17 protein-coding genes and 1 pseudogene are annotated in these 23,455 nt (G+C 64.3%); 10 read left to right on the top strand and 8 right to left on the bottom strand.

The genetic code is table 11. From position 1 onward, the window contains the following. Positions 1 to 821: 821 nt before the first annotated feature. Positions 822 to 2,063, bottom strand: a complete 1,242-nt coding sequence (locus tag RX327_RS38900; RefSeq protein ID WP_317249046.1) for an LLM class flavin-dependent oxidoreductase — start codon at positions 2,061 to 2,063, stop codon at positions 822 to 824. Positions 2,064 to 2,332: 269 nt separating this feature from the next. On the opposite strand from RX327_RS38900, the gene RX327_RS38895 reads away from it, so the two are divergent. Further along, complete coding sequence (locus RX327_RS38895; RefSeq protein ID WP_050383357.1) at positions 2,333 to 3,739, top strand: MFS transporter; 1,407 nt, start codon at positions 2,333 to 2,335, stop codon at positions 3,737 to 3,739. Positions 3,740 to 3,948: 209 nt separating this feature from the next. After that, positions 3,949 to 5,124, top strand: a complete 1,176-nt coding sequence (locus RX327_RS38890) for a PHB depolymerase family esterase (protein WP_317249045.1) — start codon at positions 3,949 to 3,951, stop codon at positions 5,122 to 5,124. Here the strand turns inward: RX327_RS38890 and RX327_RS38885 are convergent, their stop codons facing one another. Continuing rightward, complete coding sequence (locus RX327_RS38885; protein ID WP_317249044.1) at positions 5,125 to 5,793, bottom strand: MBL fold metallo-hydrolase; 669 nt, start codon at positions 5,791 to 5,793, stop codon at positions 5,125 to 5,127. It lies immediately after the preceding gene. A 175-nt stretch (positions 5,794 to 5,968) separates the two neighbouring features. On the opposite strand from RX327_RS38885, the gene RX327_RS38880 reads away from it, so the two are divergent. Beyond that, entirely contained in the window at positions 5,969 to 6,781 is an 813-nt protein-coding gene (locus tag RX327_RS38880) for an RMD1 family protein (protein ID WP_028335606.1), read from the top strand. Positions 6,782 to 6,901: 120 nt separating this feature from the next. Next, positions 6,902 to 8,509 (top strand): alpha-amylase family glycosyl hydrolase, encoded by a 1,608-nt coding sequence (locus tag RX327_RS38875; RefSeq protein WP_317249043.1) that lies wholly within the window; start codon positions 6,902 to 6,904, stop codon positions 8,507 to 8,509. Here the strand turns inward: RX327_RS38875 and RX327_RS38870 are convergent. Next, positions 8,497 to 10,197 carry an alpha-amylase family protein gene (locus RX327_RS38870; RefSeq protein ID WP_050383355.1) on the bottom strand — a complete coding sequence of 567 codons (1,701 nt, stop codon included), beginning with the start codon at positions 10,195 to 10,197 and terminating at the stop codon, positions 8,497 to 8,499. The genes RX327_RS38875 and RX327_RS38870 overlap by 13 nt on opposite strands. 120 nt (positions 10,198 to 10,317) lie before the next feature. Next, positions 10,318 to 11,436, bottom strand: coding sequence for a vWA domain-containing protein (locus RX327_RS38865; RefSeq protein WP_050383354.1), 1,119 nt, complete (start codon positions 11,434 to 11,436; stop codon positions 10,318 to 10,320). A gap of 206 nt (positions 11,437 to 11,642) precedes the next feature. Here RX327_RS38865 and RX327_RS38860 point away from each other — a divergent pair, with 206 nt between their 5' ends. Then, entirely contained in the window at positions 11,643 to 12,128 is a 486-nt protein-coding gene (locus tag RX327_RS38860) for an MmcB family DNA repair protein (protein ID WP_317249042.1), read from the top strand. A gap of 248 nt (positions 12,129 to 12,376) precedes the next feature. Here RX327_RS38860 and RX327_RS38855 read toward each other — a convergent pair whose 3' ends face one another. Together RX327_RS38855 and RX327_RS38850 are read right to left on the bottom strand one after the other, a co-directional pair. Beyond that, positions 12,377 to 12,931, bottom strand: coding sequence for an ActR/PrrA/RegA family redox response regulator transcription factor (locus RX327_RS38855; protein WP_317249041.1), 555 nt, complete (start codon positions 12,929 to 12,931; stop codon positions 12,377 to 12,379). A 134-nt stretch (positions 12,932 to 13,065) separates the two neighbouring features. Beyond that, positions 13,066 to 14,385: an ActS/PrrB/RegB family redox-sensitive histidine kinase gene (locus tag RX327_RS38850; RefSeq protein WP_317249040.1), complete on the bottom strand. Its 1,320-nt coding sequence runs from the start codon at positions 14,383 to 14,385 to the stop codon at positions 13,066 to 13,068. 105 nt (positions 14,386 to 14,490) lie between these two features. On the opposite strand from RX327_RS38850, the gene RX327_RS38845 reads away from it, so the two are divergent. From RX327_RS38845 to RX327_RS38830, 4 genes are all read left to right on the top strand, one after another. Further along, entirely contained in the window at positions 14,491 to 15,297 is an 807-nt protein-coding gene (locus RX327_RS38845) for an ABC transporter ATP-binding protein (RefSeq protein ID WP_317249039.1), read from the top strand. Continuing rightward, positions 15,294 to 16,118 carry an ABC transporter permease gene (locus RX327_RS38840; protein WP_317249038.1) on the top strand — a complete coding sequence of 275 codons (825 nt, stop codon included), beginning with the start codon at positions 15,294 to 15,296 and terminating at the stop codon, positions 16,116 to 16,118. Before RX327_RS38845 ends, RX327_RS38840 begins: the two co-directional genes overlap by 4 nt. A 128-nt stretch (positions 16,119 to 16,246) precedes the next feature. Next, positions 16,247 to 17,575 carry a polyhydroxyalkanoate depolymerase gene (locus RX327_RS38835; protein WP_317249037.1) on the top strand — a complete coding sequence of 443 codons (1,329 nt, stop codon included), beginning with the start codon at positions 16,247 to 16,249 and terminating at the stop codon, positions 17,573 to 17,575. Between the two features lie 198 nt (positions 17,576 to 17,773). Next, positions 17,774 to 18,613, top strand: a complete 840-nt coding sequence (locus RX327_RS38830; protein ID WP_317249036.1) for a SprT family zinc-dependent metalloprotease — start codon at positions 17,774 to 17,776, stop codon at positions 18,611 to 18,613. 394 nt (positions 18,614 to 19,007) lie between these two features. Here RX327_RS38830 and RX327_RS38825 read toward each other — a convergent pair whose 3' ends face one another. Beyond that, positions 19,008 to 21,278, bottom strand: coding sequence for a PBP1A family penicillin-binding protein (locus RX327_RS38825; protein WP_317249035.1), 2,271 nt, complete (start codon positions 21,276 to 21,278; stop codon positions 19,008 to 19,010). Between the two features lie 137 nt (positions 21,279 to 21,415). On the opposite strand from RX327_RS38825, the gene RX327_RS38820 reads away from it, so the two are divergent. Beyond that, entirely contained in the window at positions 21,416 to 21,841 is a 426-nt protein-coding gene (locus RX327_RS38820) for a DUF1330 domain-containing protein (protein ID WP_317249034.1), read from the top strand. Positions 21,842 to 22,011: 170 nt separating this feature from the next. On the opposite strand, the pseudogene RX327_RS38815 reads toward RX327_RS38820, so the two are convergent. Further along, positions 22,012 to 23,237 (bottom strand): annotated as a pseudogene (locus RX327_RS38815) (ABC transporter substrate-binding protein). Positions 23,238 to 23,455 lie beyond the last annotated feature (218 nt).

Here is a 23,455-nt window from a genome sequence, read left to right as displayed (position 1 = left end):
ATCGTCATTGCGAGCCACCGGTCGGCGCGGCGGGGGAGAGGTGAGACGCTCTCGAGTCTCGACATGAGTGCGTGTCTGCCTTGGGTGGTTCACAAGGCGACGCAAGTCTGCGTCGCCGGGGGCGTCGGGTTGCGACGTATTACCCCGATGGGCAAATCAGCGCTTCTGTCGTCGGGCAATTCAGATGTTCAATTCCGTCCGTCTCCCCCGATCGAGGGGCGCTTCGCGGTCGTCACGAACGTGGGTCGAGATGCGGTGGAGCCGATGCGCAGTCGACGAATGCGCATGACTCGGACAATTTATGTCGCGAGAATGCGGATGTATGACCCGCCGGCCGCGCTACACACTCAATGTCGTCCTGGCGAAAGCCAGGACCCATAACCACCGGCTTTGGTTGTCAGAAGGATCGTGGCCCCAGCGTCGCGCAACAATTCGCATTCGGGGTAATGGGTCCTGGCTTTCGCCAGGACGACGATCGTGTGTGGCATCCGCACTGTCATCGCCCGGTTCGACCGGGCGACCCAGTACGCCGCGGCTTCTCGGCTCAAGCATAGGCATCTCTGGAATACTGGATCACCCGCATGCGCATGCGCGGGTGATGACACCGCGCTGCTTGACGTCTTGACTCGCAAGCCATCCCCGCCGGCGTCCTGGCGAGAGCCAGGACCCATTACCCCGAATGGCCATTGTTGAGCGATGCTGGAACGACGAGCCCCTTTCACAACATCCGCCGCGGCGTATGGGTCCCGGCCTTCGCCGGGACGACGGCGGTGGGTGTGGCGCGAGCTGGCGTTCTTTCTTCCTTCAGGAAGGATCGCAAATCACACCTTCTGCTTGGCCGCGGCCTTCGCAAGATCCGGCGCATTCACAGCGGGGATCGCGACGCGGCCGGGGCCGGTTTGTTGAAGCGCGGCGGCGGCCTTTTCGTTCGCCATGATCTTGGCCATCACGGCCTGTCCCGCGCGCTCGAAGATCGCGCGGTTCTCGATCACGAATTTTTGCGATCTGCGCAAGCCGTCGATGTAGCCGTTGATCTCGGGCACGACGTAGCGCGCCACCATGTCCCAGCTCCGCCGCGTCGCTTCCGGATTGGCCCAGTCGTGCACGAAGCCGATGATGGCGCCGACGCCGCCGGAGACCTCCATCACGTTCTTGATGGTTTTGACGAGATCGTCGGGCGTGCCGATGGTGGACGCGGCTCCCTCGACGAAGGCGGTCTTGTCGACCGCTTCGTCGGGTGAGGAGAATGCGGTGAGGCCCGGCCGCTGCAACGTGCCGACATTATATTCGTTGTGCCAGCGCATCAGCCCGGCGCCCGCTTCGCGGCGCGCCTGCTCGCGGGTCTCGGCGATGTGGAAGGTCAGCAGCACGCGCCAGTCGGCACGGTTCACCTTGGTGCCGTGCTTCTTGGCGGCATCCTCGGCGAACTGCCATTGCTGCTGCAGCGACATCAGGCCCTGCGTCGTCATCGAGCCCAGCGAGATGATGCCGATGCCGTATTTGCCGGCGAGCGTCATGCCGGAGGGCGAGATCTGCGAGGCCACCACGAACGGCATCTCCTCCTGCAAGGGCAGGATCTGCAGCGCGGCGTCGTTCATTGTGAACCAGTCGCTCTTGGCGGTGACGCGCTCGCCGTTGAAGAGGCGGCGGATGACGCCGATCGCCTCGTCCTGGCGGTCGCGCTGCGTCATCGGATCGATGCCGAGCGTGTGCGCATCCGAGGCGAGTGCGCCCGGGCCGGAGCCGAAGATGGCGCGGCCGCCGGTCATGTGGTCGAGCTGCACCATGCGCTGGGCGACATTGAAGGGATGGTGATAGGGCAGCGATACCACGCCGGTGCCGAGCTTGATCCGCTTGGTGCGCTCGCCGGCCGCGGCCAGGAACATCTCGGGCGAGGCGATCATCTCCCAGCCGGACGAATGATGCTCGCCGCACCAGAACTCGTCATAGCCGAGTGCGTCCAGCTGCTCGACGAGGTCCAGATCGCGCCGGAACTGCAGCATCGGATGCTCCCCGATCGGGTGATGCGGGGCAAGGAAGGCTCCGAACTTCAGGCGCGCCATGGCGGTCTCTCCGGACTATTGTTATCGGGGGCTTTCCGCCAACCTACGGGGTGGCCCGGGGCAAGGCAATGCTCGGGGGTTGCGGCGGTCGCATGGTTGTTGCGCAAATCGGCGGCGATTGCCGCCGTCCGGAATGTTTCCCAGCGCGTCAACGCAAATTGGCAGCCGGGCTCGAGCGTCTGTGATCCCGGGCTTACCTCGCAGGTAATCGAAGCGATGACCGGAATCTGCTGATGTCCGCCGTAACATCATTTCGGGCAGGACAGGACATGCACCAGATCGTTTCGACGCGAGCGGATACGTCCCGCCGCTGGTGGGTGCTGGCGATCGTGGTGTCGGCGCAGTTCATGTTCGGTGTCGATGCCTTCATCGTCAACGTCGCGATCCCGACGATCGCGGCGGAGCTGCACGCGACGCCGGCGCAGATCGAGGCCGTGATCGCGATCTACCTGATCGCCTATGCCACGCTGGTGGTCACCGGCGGCCGGCTTGGCGACATCCATGGCACCAGGAACGTGTTCGTCGCCGGCGTCGCCGGGTTCTCGGTGACCTCGCTGTGGTGCGGTCTCGCGCAGTCCGGGCCCGAGCTCATCGTCGCGCGGCTCGCGCAGGGCGCAACCGCGGCGCTGATGGTGCCGCAGGTGCTGGCGACGCTGCATCTGTTGTTCTCAGACGCCGCCCGCGCGCGGGCGTTCGGCATCTACGGCATCGTGCTGGGACTTGCGGGCGCCGCCGGCTTCATGCTCGGCGGCGTGCTGGTGACGCTCGACCTCGCCGGGCTCGGCTGGCGCGCAGTGTTCTTCGTCAACGTGCCGTGCGGTGTCATCATTATCGCGGCGGCGCTGAAGATCATGCCGACGGTGCCGCGCCGCGCCGGCACGCGGCTCGATATCCCGGGCGCGATCGTGCTGTTCGCGGGCCTGTTGTGCCTGATCGGTCCGCTGCTGTTTGGCCATGATTTCGGCTGGACGGCATGGGTCTGGCTGGTGATGACAGTGGGTATCGCTGTGATCGCGACCTTCGTGCGGCTCGAGCGGGCCGTCGCGCGCCGCGGCGGCATGCCGCTGATCGATCTGTCGCTGCTGTCGGATAGCGCCTTCATGCGCGGGCTGGTCGCGGTGTTTTTCTTCTTCTTCGCCAACCTGTCCTTCTACCTCATCATGACCATGTTCATGCAGAAGGGCTTGCAGATTCCGCCGCTACAGGCCGGGCTGGTGTTCGTGCCGCTGGCGCTGACCTTCGTGGTTGCCTCGCGTCACAGCGGCGTGCGCGCCAGGCATCGCGGCACGCTGGTGCTGATCGAGGGCTGTGCGCTGCAGATCGTCGGTCTCGCCGTGCTCGTCGCGACGATTGAGGTGGTCGCGGCACCTTCGGCACTGCTGCTCGCGCTGGTGCTGATGATCTTCGGCTACGGCCAGGGGCTCGTCATGGCGCCATTGTCGAGCGCGGTGCTCGCGAGCGTGCAGCCCGCGAGCGCCGGTGCCGGCTCCGGCATGTACGGTACGACGACGCAGATCGGCAACGCGGCCGGCGTCGCCGCGATCGGCGCAGTCTTCTTCGCAATCGAGAGCACGATGTCAGCACGTCTGGCGCTGTTTGCGGCATGCGCATTGTTTGTGCTGTCGATCGCCATTTCAGCCGCATTTCTGTCATGGATGCGCCGCGCCACCCCTTGAATCCGGCTGCACGCGGCGCGCATTCCTGAAAAGTTGGTGCTCAAACAAGGTGCTACGGCAACTATTTCGGCCGGCCCGCGGCGCGATCACGCATTAACGCCGATTCTCACAATTCTGCAGGGAACGACAGCACACGGCCTTTTCATTTTGCAGTGCAGCAATTATCTGATCGGGTGACACAGAAAACTAAATCACCTCAGGAGTTGCTGTTGTCCCTGATCAACAACGTCGAATTTCTGCGTCATCTGCCGAAGATGAACGCGTTCAGCGGCCTTGGCGCACTCGCGCCGGCCGTGCCGACGCCGCTCGTCGAGACGACCGAATTCGGCGTCAACCCCGGCGATCTGAAAATGTTCTCGTTCGTGCCCGCGCAGCTGGCGCGGTCGCCCGCGCTCGTCGTGGTGCTGCATGGCTGCGGCCAGACCGCCGCGTCCTACGATCTCGGCGCCGGCTGGTCGGCGCTTGCGGCGCATTACGGCTTCGCGCTGCTGATGCCGGAGCAGCAGGCGTTGAACAACGGCAACACCTGCTTCAACTGGTTCAACCCGCAAGACATCGCGCGCGGGCAGGGCGAGGCCGCTTCGATCAGGCAGATGATCGCGCATATGATCGGCACGCATGAGATCGACCCGCGGCGGGTCTATGTGACGGGACTGTCCGCCGGCGGCGCGATGGCCTCGGCGATGCTCGCGACCTATCCGGAAGTGTTCGCGGCCGGCGCGGTGATTGCCGGACTGCCCTATGGCATCGCCTCGAATCTGCGCGAAGCGCTGCACGCGATGATGCATGGCAGCGCGCTGTCCGCGCCCGAGCTCGGCGGTCTCGTGCGCAACGCGTCCACGCATGGCGGCGCATGGCCGAAGGTCTCGGTGTGGCACGGCAGCGCCGACCGCACCGTCAATCCCGGCAATGCCAACGAGATCGTCAAGCAATGGCTCGACCTGCACGACCTGCCGCCTGCTGCGATGTCGAAGGCGGATGTCGACGGCCATCCGCGCCAGGCCTGGTGGAACAGGGACGGCGAGACGCTGGTGGAGTCCTATGCCATCACCGACATGGCGCATGGCACGCCGCTCGGGCTGGCCGACAATGATCAGCGCTACGGCGTCGAAGGCGCATTCCTGATCGAGGCCGGCATTTCCTCGTCCTACCACATCGCAAAGTTCTTCGGCCTGACCGACAAGGTCCGTCAGCCGCATATCGCGCCGACCGGAATTCCGCGCGAGCGCGCCGACACGGTCTCGATGACGGTACCGGTGCCAGCGGCCGAGCCGGAGGTGGCATCGGGCCGCAAGAGCGATCGGCCGCGCAGGCGACGGAGCAAGGGTGTCGATGTCGGCGGCGTCATCACGCGGGCGCTCACCGCCGCGGGGCTGATGAAGTAGCTACATCTCGCCGGTAATGAACGGATTGGTCATGCGCTCCTGGCCGATGCTCGAGCCGGCGCCATGGCCGCAGATGAAGCCGACATCGTCGCCGAGCGGCAGCAGTTTTGTCTTGATCGAACTGATCAGCGTGGCGTGACTGCCGCCGGGCAGATCGGTGCGGCCGACCGAGCCCGCGAACAGAACGTCGCCGACATGGGCAAAACGTAACGCCTTGTTGAAGAACACCACGCTGCCCGGCGAGTGGCCGGGGCAGTGGAAGATGTCGAACTTGAGATCGCCGATCGACACGGTGTCGCCCTCGTTGAGCCAGCGGTCGGGCGCGAAGTTGCGTACGCCGGTCATGCCGAAGCGCGCGCCGCTTTCGACCACGTTGTCGAGCAGATATTTGTCGGCGATATGCGGGCCCTCGATCTTGACCTGGAGCGCGTCGCGCAAATCGGCCGCGCCGCCGACATGGTCGATATGGCCGTGGGTCAGCCAGATCTTCTCCACGGTGACGCCGGTCTGCTTGATCGCGTCCAGAATCTTCGGCACGTCCCCGCCAGGATCGATCACCACGGCCTTCTTGGATGGCTCGTCCCAGATGATGGTGCAGTTCTGCTCGAATAGCGTCACGGGAACGATGATCGCGCCGGCCTTGGGCTTGGTGTCGGTTGTCTCGTTCATGGGGGCACCATAGGCTTCCGGCAAACGCCGTCAACACGCGCCGGAAATGCGGCCGCCCCGGCGTGTGATCCCAAAACGGACCGTGATAAGGTCACCTCCAGCAGAACAAGTTCGTGAGCAGGCCGGTACGCGGCTGCTCTCGATCATGATTCAAGTCCTCGCAGTCCGGAACTTCATGACCCAGGCTTCCAAATCACCGCTCGGCGGACCCCGGACCACCGCGCGCGCCTTCTTCGTTGCGGACCGCATCAACACGTCGGGCCTCGAGCGCGGCGACGTGCTGGCCACGACGCCGCTGGCGTTTCGCGTCAATGAAAATGGCGTGGCGATCCTGTTCCGCTACGGCGTCGTCGTGCTGATCGGCCTCAATGCGCTGGAGGAGGATGAATTCCTGCGCAGCCTGCAGTCGCGCATGACCGGCCTGTTCACGCGGCGCGAGGAAGAGATCGCAATCATCGAGCTCGCCGCCGAGAAGGAGGATCAGATTCCGCCGGGCGGCCCGATCTATCTGCAAGGCCTCTCGCCGGAGCGGCTGATCCTCGTCGGCGAGGCGTTGGCGAAAAGCGTGGTGCTGGCGCGGCACGAGCGGGAAGTCCGGGCAGTCTTCGACACGACCGAGCCGCTTGCGCGTGAGCTCGCCAAGGGCGGCCGCGTCCATCGCGGCCGCGTTGCGATCCTCAAGCACATCGGCAACGCGCTGCTGGTGCGGCATCGCGTGGCCGGACCGGTCGAGGTGTCGGAGAAGCCCGATATCCTCTGGGACAAGCCGCAACTCGAGCGCCTCTATGCCCGGCTCGAGGACGAGTATGAATTGAAGGAGCGTGCGGAATCGCTGAACCGCAAGCTCGCGGTCGTCGCCGAAACCGCGCAGGTGCTGACCGACATCATCGACACCGGCCGCTCGCTGCGGCTGGAGCTGATCATCGTCTTCCTGATCCTGTTCGAGGTGCTGATCACCATCTATCAGCTAGCGATGGCCCGGCATTGAACCGGCTATAGCGGCTGAATCCGGCCATCTTTCCGTCCCGAATTGTGCGTCATCCCTGAACCGATCGGCCGCTCCGGGCGCGGAGCGGCCTGGGCCGGGCTGCGAGCTTGGGGGGACGAGATGGATCAGGACAACAGGGACTGGTGGCGACGCGGCATTTTCTATCAGGTCTATCCGCGCTCGTTCGCGGATAGCGACGGTGACGGCGTCGGCGATCTCAAGGGGATCATCACGCGGCTGCCCTATCTGACGCGGCTCGGCGTCGACGCGATCTGGCTGTCGCCGATCTTTCCCTCGCCGATGGCGGATTTCGGCTACGACATCTCGGATTATGTCGGCATCGAGCCGCTGTTCGGCGCGATGGCCGATTTCGACGCGTTGCTCGCCGCCGCCCACGATTCCGGTCTGAAGCTGATCCTCGATCTCGTGCCGAACCACACCTCGGACCAGCATCCCTGGTTCATCGAGAGCCGGTCGTCGCGCGACAATCCCAAGCGCGACTGGTACATCTGGCGCGATCCGGCCCCCGATGGCGGCGCGCCCAACAACTGGCTGTCCGAGTTCGGTGGCAGCGCCTGGGCGTATGACGAGACCTCAGGCCAATGCTATTACCACGCCTTCCTCGCCCGGCAGCCGGACCTGAACTGGCGCAATCCGGATGTCCGGGCCGCCATCTATGATGTGATGCGGTTCTGGCTCGACAAGGGTGTCGATGGCTTTCGTGTCGACGTGATCTGGCACCTGATCAAGGACGCCGATTTCCGCGACAACCCGCCCAACCCGCATTATGTCGAGGGCCGGCCGCCGAACGAGAAGATCCTGACGCAGTACTCGACCGATCAGCCGGAGGTGCACGATGTCATCGCCGAGATGCGGCGCGTCACCGATTCCTACGGCGCCCGCGTCCTGATCGGCGAGATCTATCTGCCGCTGCATCGCCTGATGGCCTATTACGGCAACGATCTCACCGGCGCGCAGATGCCGTTCAATTTCGCGCTGCTCTCGACCTTCTGGAGCGCGCGCTCGATCGAGAAGATCGTCGAGGATTACGAGAAGGCGCTGCCGAAGGGCGCCTGGCCGAACTGGGTGCTCGGCAATCATGATCGGCCGCGCGTGGCGAGCCGCGTCGGTCCCGAGCAGGCCCGCGTCGCGGCCATGCTGCTGCTGACGCTGCGCGGCACGCCGACGCTTTACTACGGCGACGAGATCGGCATGCACCAGCTCGCGATCGCACCGGAGGACGTGCGCGATCCATTCGAGAAGAACGTGCCCGGCATCGGCGTCGGCCGCGACGGCTGCCGCACGCCGATGCAGTGGAGCGCCGAGCGCCATGCCGGGTTCTCGACCGCCACGCCATGGCTGCCGATCGCGCAGGATTTTGCCAGCGACAATGTCGCAAGCCTCGAGGCGGAGCCGGCGTCGATCCTCAACCTCTACAAGGCGCTGATCGCGCTGCGGCGAAGGCTGCCGCAGCTCATCCATGGCAGCTATGAGCCGGTGGCGGCGCACGGTGATGTGCTGCTCTACCGGCGGCGCAGCACTGACGGCGTCGTCGTGATCGCGCTGAATTTTGGCGCGGCGCCGGCGTCGGTCTCGTCGAGCGCGATCGGTTTCAGCAACGAGGTTCTGCTGTCGACCTTGATGGACCGGCAGGGCGAGAAGGTCGAAGGCGTGCTCGATCTGCGCCCCAATGAAGGCGTGATCCTCGGACCGCATCAGGACGATTGACGCCGTGTGCGGGGCTCATTGGTATCGATGTCGCTGCGCTTGAGCAGATAATCGAGCCCGCCGACCCGGTACCAGCGATAGCCGTAGGCCTCGATCAGAAGCTTGTGGCGACCGGCATCGTCGGCGCGGCTGTGGTCCTCGGTCAGGAGATTGACGAGGAGATTGCCGGCATCGTCGGGCAGCCCGACGTCGAAGGATATCTCGAGCGGCTTTTCCGCGAAATTGTGCACGAACAGCACCGAGTTGTTACGCCAGTCGTACCGGATGATCAGGATGGCGGGATTTCGGCTTGCGATGACCTTGAAATCTCCCCAGCCGACCTCGGGGACTTCCTTGCGCATCCGGACGATGCGCTCGGTCCAGTTCAGCATCGAATTGGGGTCGCGCCGTTGCTTGGCCGCGTTGACGTGCTCATAGCCATACGGTCCATTGTCGATGACGGGCACACATGGCCGATCGCTCTCGGTGAAGCCGGCGTGCGGCTCGGTCGACCATTGCATCGGCGTGCGCGCGCAACCGCGTTCGGGCAGATCCAGATTGTCGCCCATGCCGAGTTCATCGCCGTAGCGGATCACGGGCGTGCCGGGAAGCGTGCACATCACGCTGTAGGCGAGCTCGATGCGTCGGCGGTCGCCGCCCAGCATGGGCGCAAGCCGTCGCCGGATGCCGCGGTCGTAGAGCTGCATGGTCTTGTCGGAACCGAATGCCTCGAACACCGTCTCGCGCTGCGGCTTGGAGAGGCGGCCGAGGTCGAGTTCATCATGATTGCGCAGGAACAAGCCCCATTGTGCGGTCGCGGGCCGTGGCTTGGTCGCCGTCAAGGCCTTCGCCAACGGCTTCGTATCCGCCGACGCCAACGCGTAGAACAGATGCTGATTGACATGGAAGTTGAACATCATGTGCATTCTGTCGCCGTCACGCCCGAAATATTCCATGTCCGTCTCGGGCAATACGTTGGCTTCGGCGAGGATGATCGCGTTGCCCTGGCGCCATTGCAGAAATTCCCGAAACGATCGCAGCATGTCGTACTGCTCGACCGGCTTGCGCCTGGAGGCGCCCTTGGTCGCGATCACGAAGGGCACGGCGTCCATGCGGAAGCCCGAGACGCCGAGCTGAATCCAGAACCCCATGATCTTGAGGATCTCGGCCTGCACATGCGGGTTCGATGTGTTGAGGTCCGGCTGGAAATCGTAGAAGCGATGGAAGTACCAGGCGCCGGCTTGCTTGTCGCGCGTCCAGGTCGATTTCTGAACGCCGGGAAACACCATGCCGGTGTTGGCATTGGCAGGCTTCTTGTCCGACCAGACATACCAGTCGCGGTACGGCGAGTCCTTCGAGCCGCGCGCTGATCGAAACCAGGCGTGCTGATCCGAGGTGTGATTGACGACGAGGTCGATGATGACGCGGATGCCGCGTTGCTGGCAACCATGGGTAAATTCAACGAAGTCGCCCAGCGTGCCGTAGCGCGGATCGACGTCGTAATAATCCGAGATGTCGTAGCCGTCGTCCCTGTTGGGCGAAGGCTGAAACGGCATCAGCCAGATCGCGGTGATGCCGAGCCCGTGCAAATAGTCCAGGCGCCGGAGCAGGCCGCTGAAATCACCGATGCCATCGCCGTTGGCATCCATGTAGGTGCCAACCGACAGGCAGTAGATCACTCCGTTCTTGTACCAGAGGTCGTCGATCACCAGGCAATCCTCTCCAGTCCCACCCGTGACGGCGGCCGGGAGGATAAGCGGTGAGGCGGCGACGGGTTCCTGTGGAGCGCCTTCCCGCAAGGGAGCCGGACGACGCTCCGTGCCGAATGGCTACCGCTTGATCTGCGCCTTCAGCGTGTCCTCGACCACGCGATCGAACGATGACGCCTTCGGCGCGCTCTTGCGGTGCTCGGCGACGTATTTGTCGCGCTTGGCGACCAGCGCGGCGAGCTTCTCGTTCAGCGCCTTGCGCTGGGTGATCTGCTTGTCGATCTCGGCGGTGCGCGCTTCCGACTTCATGGCGCGGAGATTGTCCGGCAGATCCTCGTCCCTGACCTTTGCCACATCGTTGCGGCCGGCCGCGACGTCGGCGACCAGATCACCGTCGCCGGTGACCGCCTCCGACGTCACCTTGGCGCGCTTGTTGATGAAGCTTGCCATCTCCGACGCACGGGCCGGCGAAGACGCGGCGACGCTCGCCAGCTGCCGGGTTTTGGATTCCGTTCGCTTCTGCAACGCGCGCGGGCCGTAGGGAATCACGGTGCCGTTGATCTGGCGCTGCAGGATGATGATGTCCTCGTCGAACGGCGTTTCGATGGTGACGATCTGGCCGCCATCCTGCGGGATCGGGATGAACTCGCCGTTGCCGTTCTGCGCGATATCGCGCCACACCCGCTCGGTATCCTGCGCGTTGCCGGCAAGCACGGCGTTGACGATGATGTCGCGTTGCTTGGCGACGGCGAGCGTGACCGGGTATTTGGTGTCCTGCGCATAGTCCATGTGCGGCGGGGCGTCGCCGACCAGAAAAACGATGCGTGTGCTGTCGCGGCCTTGCGTCCACTGCATCTTGTTGACGGCGACGTCGAGCGCCTCGTTGACGCTCTCCGGCCAGTCGCCGCCGCCGCGCGCCTTCAATTCCAGCAGATTGCCGTAGAGATCCTGGATGTCGCGCGTCAGCTCGACCTTCCGGGTCACATAGTCGTCGCCGATGTCGCGATAGGCGACGAGGCCCATCCGGATATCGGCGTCGGGATTGGAATCGACGATTGCGGTCGCGATCGACCAGACCTTCCGTTTGGCGCCCTCGATCAATCCGCCCATCGAGCCGGTGGTATCGAGCACGAAGGCGACCTCGACCACCGGCTTGGCGATGGCGGAGCACAGTCCGGCTGTTAGCGGCAGGGTTGCGAGAGCGAAGACGAACGAGCGAAGCGTGATGCGTGACCTCATGGGCCTCTCCTGCAGTGGTTTCGTCCCTCGGAACCAGGTTCCATCGGCTTCGCGGTGGCTTGAGGCCGGAATCAAGGCGCCTTCCTCGCGAATTTGCGGCCGATTCCCGCGCTGCCGCGCTCTATCGGCTGGAGCATGATCTTCGCGGAAAACCGGCTTCCACTTTTCCGGATCATGCTCTCGTGGAATCGGCTAATCTTCGCGCAATGGACTCATCCGCCCGCCAGATCGCCCTCGTGCCGCCGCCGGACCGTCGCCAGTCTGAGACCGCGCTCGCCATCGCGCGCGGCACGGCGCGGCTGCTGCGTTCGCTCGGCTTCTCCTGCATCAGCGAATTGCCGCTGCCCTCGGGCCGCCGTGCCGACCTGGTGGCGCTCAATGAGCGCGGCGAGATCTGGATCGTCGAGATCAAATCATCGGTGGAGGATCTGCGCGCCGACCAGAAATGGCACGAATACCGCGCCCATTGCGACCGGCTGTTCTTCGCCTTCACGCAGGATCTGCCGTGCGAGATCTTTCCTGATGACACCGGCCTGATCATCGCCGATGCCTATGGCGCGCACATGCATTGCGAGGCGCCCGAGCATCGCCTGCCGGCACCGACGCGCAAGCAGATGACGGTGCGCTTTGCAATGGCCGCGGCGCAGCGCATCAACCGCCTCGTCGATCCGCAGGGGCACGGCGAGTTTTAGAGCGAGCACGCGATCTTAACCCGTCATCCCCGCGCAAAGGCCTCGCCTTTGTCGCCGGAGGCGCGAGCGGAGCGAGCCTCGAAGGATGGTTCGGCCCGGCTGATGGGGAGCGAAGCGAAACCCATCACTTGTCGCCGCCGCGTGAAGTTGGTGGGTTTCGCTTCGCTTCGCTCTACCCACCCTACGAAGCGACGAAAAGCAAATGGCCGGGACGAGCCCGGCCATCGCGAAAACAAATGAAGCGTCGATTACCGCGGCGCGCGCTTGGCCAGAATGCGCTGCAGCGTGCGGCGGTGCATGTTGAGCCGGCGCGCCGTTTCCGAGACGTTGCGGTTGCACATCTCGTAGATGCGCTGGATGTGCTCCCAGCGCACGCGGTCGGCCGACATCGGGTTGGTCGGCAGCTCGGATTTCTCCGCGCTGGTCGACAGCAGTGCCGCGACGACGTCGTCGGCATCCGCCGGCTTGGAGAGATAATCGATCGCGCCCATCTTCACCGCGGTGACGGCGGTGGCGATGTTGCCATAGCCGGTCAGCACGATCGCGCGTGCATCGGGGCGCTTCTTCTTCAACGCCGAGACCACGTCGAGGCCGTTGCCGTCGCCGAGCCGGAGGTCGACGACCGCGAAAGCGGGCGCGGCGCGGCCGATCTCGGCGAGACCATCAGATACCGTGTCGCATGACTTCACCGCGAAACCCCGCGTCTCCATCGCGCGCGACAGACGTTCCAGGAACGGCTTGTCGTCCTCGACGATGAGGAGCGAGCGGTCGGCATGGTCATTCAGTTCAGTGATGGCGTTCACGGTCCATTTTTCCCTGTGGCAGACACCAACAATATGGGGTTCTACCGTGGCGCTGCCAAGGCAGCCGAAAGTCGCGTGCTTGTCTGGAGAGAACAATGCATCCGTAATGCCAGAGTTGCGATTAAGAATCGTTCTCAGGATTCGGTTTCGTCGCCCGGCGCGGCTTCCTCGAAGCGCTCGCGCGGCCAGACGATCTGCACCACGGCGCCGTGATCGGGAAAGGTGCGATTGGTAAACGACACCTTGGCGCCGGTACGTTCCAGCAGCGTCCTTGCGATGAAAACGCCCAGACCGAGGCCCCCACGTGGGTTTTGGGCCTCATCCGCACCCCGGCGGCGCGACAGATACGGCTCGCCGATCCGCTTCAGCATGTCGGGCGCGATGCCCGGACCGTCGTCGGAGACGACGACCTCAACGGTCTCGGCGTTCCACCATGCGTTCACCTCGACGGTGGTGCGGGCGAAATCGACCGCGTTCTCGACGATGTTACCGATGCCGTAAAGGATCGCCGGATTGCGCGAGCCGACCGGCTCAGGCGTTGCTGCGACAGCAAGCCGCACCTTGATCTCGACGCCGAAATCGCGGTGCGGCGCCACCACCTCCTCGATCAGCTCCGACATCTTCATGCGGTCGAACGGCGCGCCGGTGGAGGAGAGCTGGGTGATCTTGCTCAGGATGTCGCGGCAGCGCTGGGTCTGCTCGCGCAAGGTCTTCAGGTCGGCGGCAAAGCTTGGGTCCTTCACCGTCTTTTCCAGTTCGCGCGAGATCAGGAAGATCGTCGCGAGCGGCGTGCCGAGCTCGTGCGCGGCGGCGGCGGCGAGTCCGTCGAGCTGGGTCAGATGCTGCTCGCGCGTCAGCACCAGCTCGGTCGCCGCCAGCGCGTCCGCGAGCTTGCGCGCCTCCTCGGTGACCTGGAACGAGTAGAGGCTGGTGACGCCGATCGCGAGCACGATCGAGAGCCAGACGCCGACGAGATAGACCGGCGGCAGCACCAGCGGATCGTCGGAATCCCACGGCAGCGGAAAATGGAAGAAGAACAGCGCGGAGGCGCAGGCGACCGCAAGGCAGCCGAGCGCGATCGTCAGCCGGATCGGCAGCGCGGTGGCCGAGATCAGCACGGGCGCGAGGAACAGGAACGAGAACGGGTTCTGCAGGCCGCCGGTGAAGAACAACAGGCCGGCCAGCTCCACGATGTTCAGCGCGAGCAGCCCGGCCGCCTGCATCGGCTCCAGCCGCTGCATCGGATTGGCCGCGGTCTGGAGCGCCAGATTGAGCAGCGCCGAGAACGTCACGATGGTGACGCATGGGACGATCGGAACGTCGAATTCGAGCCCCTGTGCCACGATGAAGATCGCGGCGAGCTGCCCCAGCACTGCGAGCCAGCGCAGCCGCAGGATCGTGTCCAGCCGGACATAGCGGCGGGGTTGGCGGAAATCGGAAGCGACGTCGGTCATGCCGGGACCTTAGCTGTGCCGTGGGCGGCGCACAAATTCGCGACTTAGCGCAACGATGCAGGGCAAGCCTTGCGCTTATTGTCGCAATGGCTCAATGACGGCCACATGCAACAGGTCGGGACAGGTCAGGCGCAATCGCCGGCGGTCGATCAGGGCGGATCGGCCGCGATCGACGTCGCGCACCTCGTCAAGGTCTACAAGCAGACCCGCGCCGTCGACGATATCTCCTTCACGCTTCCGCGCGGCAGCATCACCGGCCTTCTGGGCGGCAACGGCGCCGGCAAGACCACGACCATCGCGATGATCATGGGCCTGGTGCTGCCGACCTCCGGCCGCGTGCAGGTGCTGGGGCATCGCATGCCCGAGGAGAGCGCGGCCGTGCTGGGCCGGATGAATTTCGAGAGCCCCTATGTCGACATGCCGATGCGGCTCACGGTGCGGCAGAACCTCACCGTGTTCGGCCGCCTCTATGCCGTGCAGCATTTGCGTGAGCGGATCGACCAGCTCGCCGATGATCTCGACCTCACCGAATTCATCGACCGCGCCAACGGCAAGCTCTCGGCCGGTCAGAAGACCCGCGTGGCGCTGGCGAAGGCGCTGATCAACCAGCCCGAGCTGCTGCTCCTGGACGAGCCGACCGCCTCGCTCGACCCCGATACCGCCGACTGGGTGCGCGCGCATCTTGAGCGGTATCGCCGGGACAACAACGCCACCATTCTCCTGGCCTCGCACAACATGCTCGAGGTCGAACGGCTCTGCGACCGCGTCATCATCATGAAGCGCGGCCGCATCGAGGACGACGACGCGCCGGCAGCGATCATGGCCCGCTACAACCGCACCACCCTGGAAGAGGTGTTTCTGGACGTCGCGCGCGGCCGGGTGCGCGAGGGCGCGCCAGAGGGCACACCATGAGTGAACTCGTCAGCCAGCACCAGCACGCCATTTCACTGCAACGCATCAATGCGATGGTCCTGCGCTACTGGTATCTCTTGCTGTCGTCCTGGCCGCGGCTGCTCGAGCTGCTGTACTGGCCGGCGCTGCAGGTCATCACCTGGGGCTTCCTCCAGAATTACATCTCGCAGGCATCCGGCTTCTTCGCCAAGGCGGGCGGCACGCTGATCGGCGCCGTCATCCTCTGGGACATCCTGTTCCGCGGACAGCTCGGCTTCTCCATCTCGTTCCTGGAAGAGATGTGGGCGCGCAACCTCGGCAACCTCATGATGAGCCCGCTCAAGCCGATCGAGTTTCTGCTGTCGCTGATGGTCATGAGCCTGATCCGGCTCGCGATCGGCGTCATCCCGATGACGCTGCTCGCGCTGTTTCTGTTTCACTTCAACGTCTATGCGCTCGGCCTGCCGCTGATCGCCTTCTTCTGCAATCTGATCTTCACGAGCTGGTCGGTCGGCATCTTCGTCTCGGGTCTGGTGCTGCGAAACGGCCTTGGCGCCGAAAGCATCGTCTGGACCCTGATGTTCGCGATCATGCCGCTCGCCTGCATCTACTATCCCGTCAGCGTGCTGCCGGTCTGGTTGCAATACGTCGCCTGGGCGTTGCCGCCGACCTACGTGTTCGAGGGAATGCGGGCCCTGTTGATCGAGCACGTCTTCCGCGCCGACCTGATGGTGTGGGCGCTGGCCATCAACGCCATCCTGTTCGCTGCCTCTTTTGCGATCTTCCTTGCCCTTTTGCAGAGCGCCAAGCGCAACGGGTCGCTGCTCGGCGGTGGTGAATAAATGTCACTTTCTCGTGGATTCTCGGCCTTTTAGCCCGATATCGCCCCCAGATTCGGCTCGCGGCGCATTGACGCATTGTTACGCATTGGTCAGTATGCTGCGGCGCAAAACAGGGGTCTGAAAATACTATGCCCATTGGTGAGTTCGGCGGCGCGCCGCCGCTGGCGGCAGAAGGCAGTCCGGTCCTGACGACGCCGATGTACTGGATGTACGAGATGGCTCATGCCTCTCTCAATCCGGCACGTGCGGTCACCGACGCGACCAAGCTGCTGTTTCAGAATCCCCTCAACCCCTGGGCGCGCACCGAGGTCGGCAAGTCGGTCGCCGCGGCCTGTGAATTGTTCGAGCGCACCACGCGCCGCTACGGCAAGCCGGAATGGGGTCTCAACGACACCGAGGTCAACGGCATCCGCGTCCCTGTGGAGATCCGTTCGGTCTGGGAAAAGCCGTTCTGCAAGCTGCTCTATTTCGATCGCAAGTTCGCCCGCCCGCTGCGCAGTCCGCAGCCGCGCGTGCTGATCGTGGCTCCGATGTCCGGCCATTATGCGACGCTGCTGCGCGGCACGGTCGAGGCTTTCCTGCCGGCGCATGAGGTCTACATCACCGATTGGGCCGATGCCCGCATGGTCCCGCTCGCGGCCGGCCGGTTCGACCTCGAGGACTATGTCGATTACCTGATCGAGATGCTGCACGCGCTTGGCGGCAACATGCATGTCATCGCGGTGTGCCAGCCGTCGGTGCCTGTCGTGGCGGCCGTTTCGGTGATGGAAGCGAATAACGATCCGTTCGTGCCGACCTCGATGACGTTGATGGGCGGCCCGATCGACACCCGCCGCAATCCGACCGCGGTGAACAACCTCGCCCAGGAGCGCGGTATCGACTGGTTCCGCAACCACGTCATCACCAAGGTGCCGTTCCCGCATCCGGGCATGATGCGCGACGTCTATCCGGGATTCCTGCAGCTGAACGGCTTCATCAGCATGAATCTCGATCGGCACATGGATGCGCACAAGCAGCTGTTTGCCAATCTGGTGAAGGGCGACGGCGATCTCGTCGACAAGCACCGCGATTTCTACGACGAATATCTCGCGGTGATGGATCTCTCGGCCGAGTATTACCTGCAGACCGTCGACACCGTGTTCGTGAAGCACTCGCTGCCGAAGGGCGAGATGACTCATCGTGGAACCCGCGTCGAACCCTCCAAGGTCAAGCGCGTCGCGTTGATGACGGTCGAAGGCGAGAACGACGACATCTCCGGTCTTGGCCAAACCGAGGCGACGCACGCGCTCTGCACCGCGATCCCGAACCATCGCCGAGTGCATTACGTGCAGAAGGGCGTCGGGCACTATGGCGTGTTCAACGGCTCGCGTTTCCGGTCCGAAATCGTGCCGCGAATCTCTGATTTCATGGTTTCGGCGGCCAATGCGCGGCTTTCGCTGGTCGCCGCCGCCGAATAGGTATCGCCCCGGCCGCGATTTTCGCGGTCGCACAAGTCACTGATTTAACTAAAAGAATCTCAAATCAGACCAGGCTCAAGGGATGAATATAATTCCATTCTTTGGGCCTTTTTCGTAACCTTGATTCATCGGAAAAATTCGGGTTCCAGCCCCTGCCTGTAGAGGTCAATTAACGTCCAGCCCCTGTATATTGGGCAAATGATTTGTTTTTGCGCCGAGCGCTTTCCCTGGCGGCGGTTATGGCAGAATCCGGGCGAACTCCTGCTCCCCGGACTGACAGACATGGCCACTCGCGCACTCCTTTATCGTCGGCCTGCCGAACCCGCGACCGTATTGGTCAGACACGGCTCCCAGTTCTTCACCGTCAGGTTGCGCCGGCACAGGCGCGCGCGCCGTTACACACTCAGGATACATCCGACCGATCGTGAAGCGATCCTGACGATGCCGCCGCGCGGCACGATTCCGGAAGCCAAGGACTTCGCCAATCTCCATGGCGGCTGGATCGCCGCCCGTCTCGGCCGTCTGCCGAAGGCCGCGCCGTTCCAGCCCGGCACCGTGGTGCCGTTGCGCGGCGTGCCGCATCGCCTGGTGCACCGCTCGGGCGAGCGCGGCACGGTGTGGACCGAGACGCGCGACAGCGGCGAGAAGATCATTTGCGTCGCCGGCGGCGTCGAGCACATGGATCGCCGCGTGCACGACTTCCTCAAGCGCGAGGCGCGCAAGGATCTGCAGAAGGCGGCGCAGCTTCACGCCGCGGAACTCGGTGTGCGGGTACGCCGGATCTCGATCCGCGATCAGTCCAGCCGCTGGGGCTCCTGCACCTCGGCCGGCTCGCTGTCGTTCTCCTGGCGCCTGATCCTCGCACCGCCCTTCGTGCTCGACTATCTCGCCGCCCACGAAGTCGCTCATCTCGTCGAGATGAACCACTCGGCGCGGTTCTGGCGCGTGTGCGGAAAAGTCTGCCCGTCGATGGAGCGCGCCAAGAAGTGGCTCGACACCTACGGCAACGATCTGCATCGCTACGGGGTCGAGGAGTAGGGCGCAGCAGCGCCGGTCTACGATACTACGCACTGTCTTCGCCGCCTCCTATCACCGCCCGCGAAAGCGGGCGATCCAGTATTCCGGAGGCATTCGTGTTCAACCGATAGGCCGCGGCGTACTGGATCCCCGCACGTCCGGGGATGACGGCTTGAACATAAATGAAAGGCGCGGTGCGTAGCCCGGATGGAGCGCAGCGCAATCCAGGGCAGCTCTCATTGGTGGGGCGACTGGTCCCGGATTTCGCTTCGCTTCATCCGGGCTACGAATTGATGTGATTTGTCGGACTAAAGCGCGATGAGTTAGGTTGAATCGTCATCGCGCCTTAGCTCTTTGTTTGAGCATGATCTTTTCGGAAAACCGCTTCGCATTTTTCCGGATCATGCTTTAGCGCCTACCGAAACAACCGATCCGCCAGCCAGCCGTCAAGTCCAGCCGCAGCCTCGGGCCGCGCGTTCGGGTTGGGTGGCGCCGAGGCGCGGGCTGGCGTCGGCGATGGCGGGCGATAATAGCTGCCGCCGGATGGTACCGGCGCGGGCGGCTGCGATGCCTGCATCGGTGGCTGAATCTGCATCGGTCCCGCCGGCGCTGCCGGTGCGGTGACCTGCGACGAGATCTGCATCAGGTTCGCCGGTCCCCAACTGCCTTGCGAGTTCGGGATCGCGGCCACCGGCACGCCCTCGTGCGCCGCGCGCATGAAGCGCGTCCAGACTTCCACCGGCAGGCCGCCGCCGGTCGCCTTCTTGGTTGGCGAGTTGTCGTCGTTGCCGAGCCAGACACCGGTGACGAGGTTGGCGGTGTAGCCGATGAACCAGGCGTCGCGATAATCCTGGCTGGTGCCGGTCTTGCCGGCGGCCGGCCAGCCGGGAATCTCGGCCTTCTTGGCGGTGCCTGATATCAGCGTCTCCCGCATCATGCTGTTCATCATCGAATCGTAGCGCGGCTCGATCACCTGGTTGGGCGGATCGGTCGGTCGGTCATAGAGCAGCTTGCCCGAGCTGGTCTTGATCTTGGTCACCACATGCGGCGAGATGGCGTAGCCGCCGTTGGCGAAGGGCGCGTAGGCGCCGACCAGCTCGACCACGGAGACCTCGGAGGTGCCGAGCGCGATCGAGGCATTGGGTTCGAGCTTGGAGGAGATGCCGAGCCGGTGCGCGGTGCGCACCACGTTCTTCGGCCCGACCTCGAGGCCGAGGCGGATCGCGACCGTGTTGAGCGACATCGCCAGCGCCTGCGTCAGCGTCACCGCGCCGAAATATTCGTGGGTGTAGTTCTCGGGTCTCCAGCCCTTGACGTCGAGCGGCGCGTCGGTGCGGATGGTGTCCGGCGTCAGTCCTGCCTCGAGCGCGGTGAGGTACACGAACGGCTTGAACGAGGAGCCCGGCTGGCGCTTGGCGGTCACAGCCCGGTTGTACTGGCTGTCGGAATAGTTCCGCCCGCCGACCATGGCGCGCACCGCGCCGTCGGGCGTCATCGCCACCAGCGCGCCCTGGCTGACATTGAACTTGACGCTCTTGGCCGCGAGCTCGTCGATGATCGCGGCTTCCGCCACGCTCTGCAGTTTCGGATCGATCGTGGTCTCGACCTTGATGCTCTCGTCGATCTGGCCGACAAGGTCGTCCAGCACCTCGCCGATCCAGTCCGCGACGTAATTGACCGTGCCGGCGCCGGCCGGCTTCACCACAATCGAGGGATGGCCGATCGAGGCCTTGGCCTGCGCGTCGGTGATGAATTTCGCGTCCGCCATCGCCGCGAGCACGATCTGCGCGCGCGCCTCGGCGCCTTCCGGATTGCGGTTCGGCGCAAGGCGCGACGGCGACTTGACGAGGCCGGCCAGCATCGCGGCTTCGGCGATCGTGACGTTCTTCGCCGACTTGCCGAAATATTTCTGCGCGGCGGCTTCGACGCCGTAGGCGCCGGAGCCGAAATAGACGCGATTGAGATAGAGCTCCAGGATGTCGTCCTTGGAGTGCTTGCGCTCCAGCCAGATCGCGAGCTCTGCCTCCTGCAGCTTGCGCTGTATGGTGCGTTCCTGGGTCAGGAACAGGTTCTTCGCGAGCTGCTGCGTCAGCGTCGAACCGCCCTGCGACACGCCGCGATGGAGCACGTTGGTGACGAGGGCCCGCAGGATGCCGACGGGATCGATGCCGAAATGCGAATAGAAGCGGCGGTCCTCGATGGCGATGAATGCCTTGGGCAGATAGGGCGGCAGGTCCTTCAGCGCGATATTGGCGCCGGCCATCTCGCCGCGCTGCGCCAGCATGCTGCCGTCCATGCCGACGATCTGGATCGTCGGCGGCCGCTTGGGAATCTCCAGCGACTGGATCGGAGGCAGATGGGCGCCGACATAGACCACGACGGCGATCACCGCAATGCCGGCCCACAGGCCGAGCACCGCGGTCCAATAGAACAGGCGGCCGATGCCAAAGCCCCGCGACTTGCTGCGCCGCTTGCTGCCGCCGCGCGACGGGCGCGGTTTCTCGCTACCGGAATCGCCGCTCTTGTCGCCGCTCTTGTCGCTGCTCTTGGGTTTGGACTTCGCGGGCTTGTAGTCGCCGCCGCCGGGAATGCGGTCGGAGGGCGACAGTCTGAGGTCGGCAAGCGCGGCCGGCAGCCCGAACAGCGGCTCCTTGCGCGCACCGCCTTTTTTACGTCCCCACGCCATCCGCAACGCTCACACCCTGACAGGGCGCACGCTAGCGTTCCCGGTTTAAGGGGCGGTTACGCAAAGCTTAACGGGGGATTAGGAGGTGAGGCAGCGCGTGCTACATAGAGACGGAACAAGAAACGAAGGAGCACCGCATGGGCCATATCGATCCGACCAAGGAGATCTTCGCGCAATTCCGGGAGAACGACCGCCCGGGCCCGATCCACATGCTCAATCTGGTGCGCCTGCGGAAGGAGGCGGCCTATCCGGACGGCCGCAAGGCGAGCGGCGCGGAGGCCTATGCGGCCTATGGCCGCGAGAGCGGCCCGGTGTTCGAACGCCTCGGCGGCCGCATCGTCTGGCAGGGCAAGTTCGAGCTGATGCTGATCGGCCCGCAGGAGGAGCGCTGGGACCATTGCTTCATCGCCGAATATCCCAGCGTCGCGGCCTTCGCCGAGATGATCCGCGATCCCGTCTATCGCGAGGCGGTGAAGCATCGCCAGGCCGCGGTGGAGGATTCGCGGCTGATCCGGCATGCCGTGCTGCCGGTGGGAAAGAATTTCGGGGAGATTCCGGAGTGACGATGTCGGCCGTCGGCCGATATCGTCATGCGCGGGCTTGACCCGCGCATCCATCAGAGAAGAGCCTTCTCAATTTGATGGATTGCCGGGTCAGGCCCGGCAATGACGAGCTCCAAAACAAATCGGCGGCCCGGAGGCCGCCGATTGCATTTCATACCCGCGCGAACCGACTAGCCCGCCGGGCCGGCGTCCTCGAGGATCGGGCCGAACAGCTCCCAGCGCTCGCCGTTGAAGCGCATCATCTGCAGCTGCTTGTTGACGCGATAGTCGTTCGGCGCGGTGTTGCCCTTGATGCCGGGCAGCGCCATGTCGAGCTCGACATTCTTCAGGTTGGTCGCCTGCTTCAGCACGTTGTCGCGGGTGAGATCGTCGCCGCACTGCTTCAGCACCTGCACCAGCAGCTGCGCGGTGATGTAGCCGTAGACGTTCAGGTTCGAATCCTTGTCGCCTTCAGGATAGTACTTGGCCATGAAGGCGAAATAGCGCTTCATGCCGGCATCGTCCTTCCACTGCGGATCGGCCGGATCCTTGCCGTAATTGGTGCTGATCAGGCCTTTGGAGGCTTCCAGGCCCGCCGGCTGCAGCACGGCGCCGACCGAGGTCGCGTTGATGTCGACGATGTGGATCGGGTGCCAGCCGAGCTCGGCGATCTTCTTGATCGCCTGCGCCGCCTGCTTCGGCGTCGAGGCCGAGAAGAACAGGTCGGCGCCGGCGTCCTTGATCTTGATCACCTGGGAATCGATGGTCGGGTCGGAGACCTCATAGGAGGCTTCGGCCACGATCATCTTGGCGGCCTTCTCGCCGAGGCCGGCCTTGAGGCCGGCGAGATAATCCTTGCCGAGGTCGTCGTTCTGGTAGAGCACGCCGATCTTGGCGTTGGGATGCTCCTTCAGAATGTACTGCGCGTAGATGCGGCCCTCGACGAGGTAGGACGGGTTGAAGCCCATGGTCCAGGGGAAGTTCTTCGGGTCGGTGAAGCGCGCCGCGCCGGTCGCGGCGAAGAGCTGCGGGACCTTCTTGGCGTTGAGATATTTCTGCACGGCGGCGTTCGCGGCGTGCCGATCATCTGGAAGGTGAACAGCACTTCGTCGCCCTCGACGAGCTTGCGCACCTGCTCGACGGTTTTCGGTGGCGAATAGGCGTCGTCATACTGGATCAGGTTGATCTTGCGGCCGTTGATGCCGCCCTGATCGTTGATCATCTTGAAGTAGGCGGCCTGGGTCTTGCCGATATTGGCGTAGACGGAATAGGCGCCGGAGAACGGCACGGTCTGGCCGATCTTGATCTCGGTGTCGCTTGCGCCCGGATCGTACTTCTTCTGGGCAAAGGCCGACGTTGCTGACAGCGCGATCGCGAGCGCCGTTCCCGTGACCAGGTGGAAAATCCCGTTCCTCATAGTGCTGTTTCCCTCACGTGACTGATGGTTGGCCGATGATCTTGTCCGCGGGATCAAGGTCCCGCGGTCGCCATCGCTGGGCCGGGATACTGGAGGAACCGTTGTTGCAACGCAAGACGAACGCTGCCGAAAAGGTGAGCGATTTCAGTCAACCAAAGTAGGGGGCGATGCGAAACAATAAAGCCCGTCGGCCACATCGCTCGGTCGGCAGGGCGGTG

The sequence above is a fragment of the Bradyrhizobium sp. BEA-2-5 genome, from assembly GCF_032918025.1.
Lineage (GTDB): Bacteria > Pseudomonadota > Alphaproteobacteria > Rhizobiales > Xanthobacteraceae > Bradyrhizobium > Bradyrhizobium pachyrhizi.
Note: the sequence above shows the minus strand (reverse complement) of the source record. Positions and strands in the feature narration are given on the sequence as shown.

Bases quoted from the DNA above. Each gene is read 5' to 3' on its own strand.
- RX327_RS38860 (WP_317249042.1), top strand. From the start codon at position 11,643: ATGGACTCATCCGCCCGCCAGATCGCCCTCGTGCCGCCGCCGGACCGT.
- RX327_RS38830 (WP_317249036.1), top strand. From the start codon at position 17,774: ATGATTTGTTTTTGCGCCGAGCGCTTTCCCTGGCGGCGGTTATGGCAG.
- RX327_RS38865 (WP_050383354.1), bottom strand. From the start codon at position 11,436: ATGAGGTCACGCATCACGCTTCGCTCGTTCGTCTTCGCTCTCGCAACC.
- RX327_RS38840 (WP_317249038.1), top strand. From the start codon at position 15,294: ATGAGTGAACTCGTCAGCCAGCACCAGCACGCCATTTCACTGCAACGC.
- RX327_RS38820 (WP_317249034.1), top strand. From the start codon at position 21,416: ATGGGCCATATCGATCCGACCAAGGAGATCTTCGCGCAATTCCGGGAG.
- RX327_RS38875 (WP_317249043.1), top strand. From the start codon at position 6,902: ATGGATCAGGACAACAGGGACTGGTGGCGACGCGGCATTTTCTATCAG.
- RX327_RS38885 (WP_317249044.1), bottom strand. From the start codon at position 5,793: ATGAACGAGACAACCGACACCAAGCCCAAGGCCGGCGCGATCATCGTT.
- RX327_RS38835 (WP_317249037.1), top strand. From the start codon at position 16,247: ATGCCCATTGGTGAGTTCGGCGGCGCGCCGCCGCTGGCGGCAGAAGGC.
- RX327_RS38845 (WP_317249039.1), top strand. From the start codon at position 14,491: ATGCAACAGGTCGGGACAGGTCAGGCGCAATCGCCGGCGGTCGATCAG.
- RX327_RS38900 (WP_317249046.1), bottom strand. From the start codon at position 2,063: ATGGCGCGCCTGAAGTTCGGAGCCTTCCTTGCCCCGCATCACCCGATC.
- RX327_RS38850 (WP_317249040.1), bottom strand. From the start codon at position 14,385: ATGACCGACGTCGCTTCCGATTTCCGCCAACCCCGCCGCTATGTCCGG.
- RX327_RS38895 (WP_050383357.1), top strand. From the start codon at position 2,333: ATGCACCAGATCGTTTCGACGCGAGCGGATACGTCCCGCCGCTGGTGG.
- RX327_RS38825 (WP_317249035.1), bottom strand. From the start codon at position 21,278: ATGGCGTGGGGACGTAAAAAAGGCGGTGCGCGCAAGGAGCCGCTGTTC.
- RX327_RS38880 (WP_028335606.1), top strand. From the start codon at position 5,969: ATGACCCAGGCTTCCAAATCACCGCTCGGCGGACCCCGGACCACCGCG.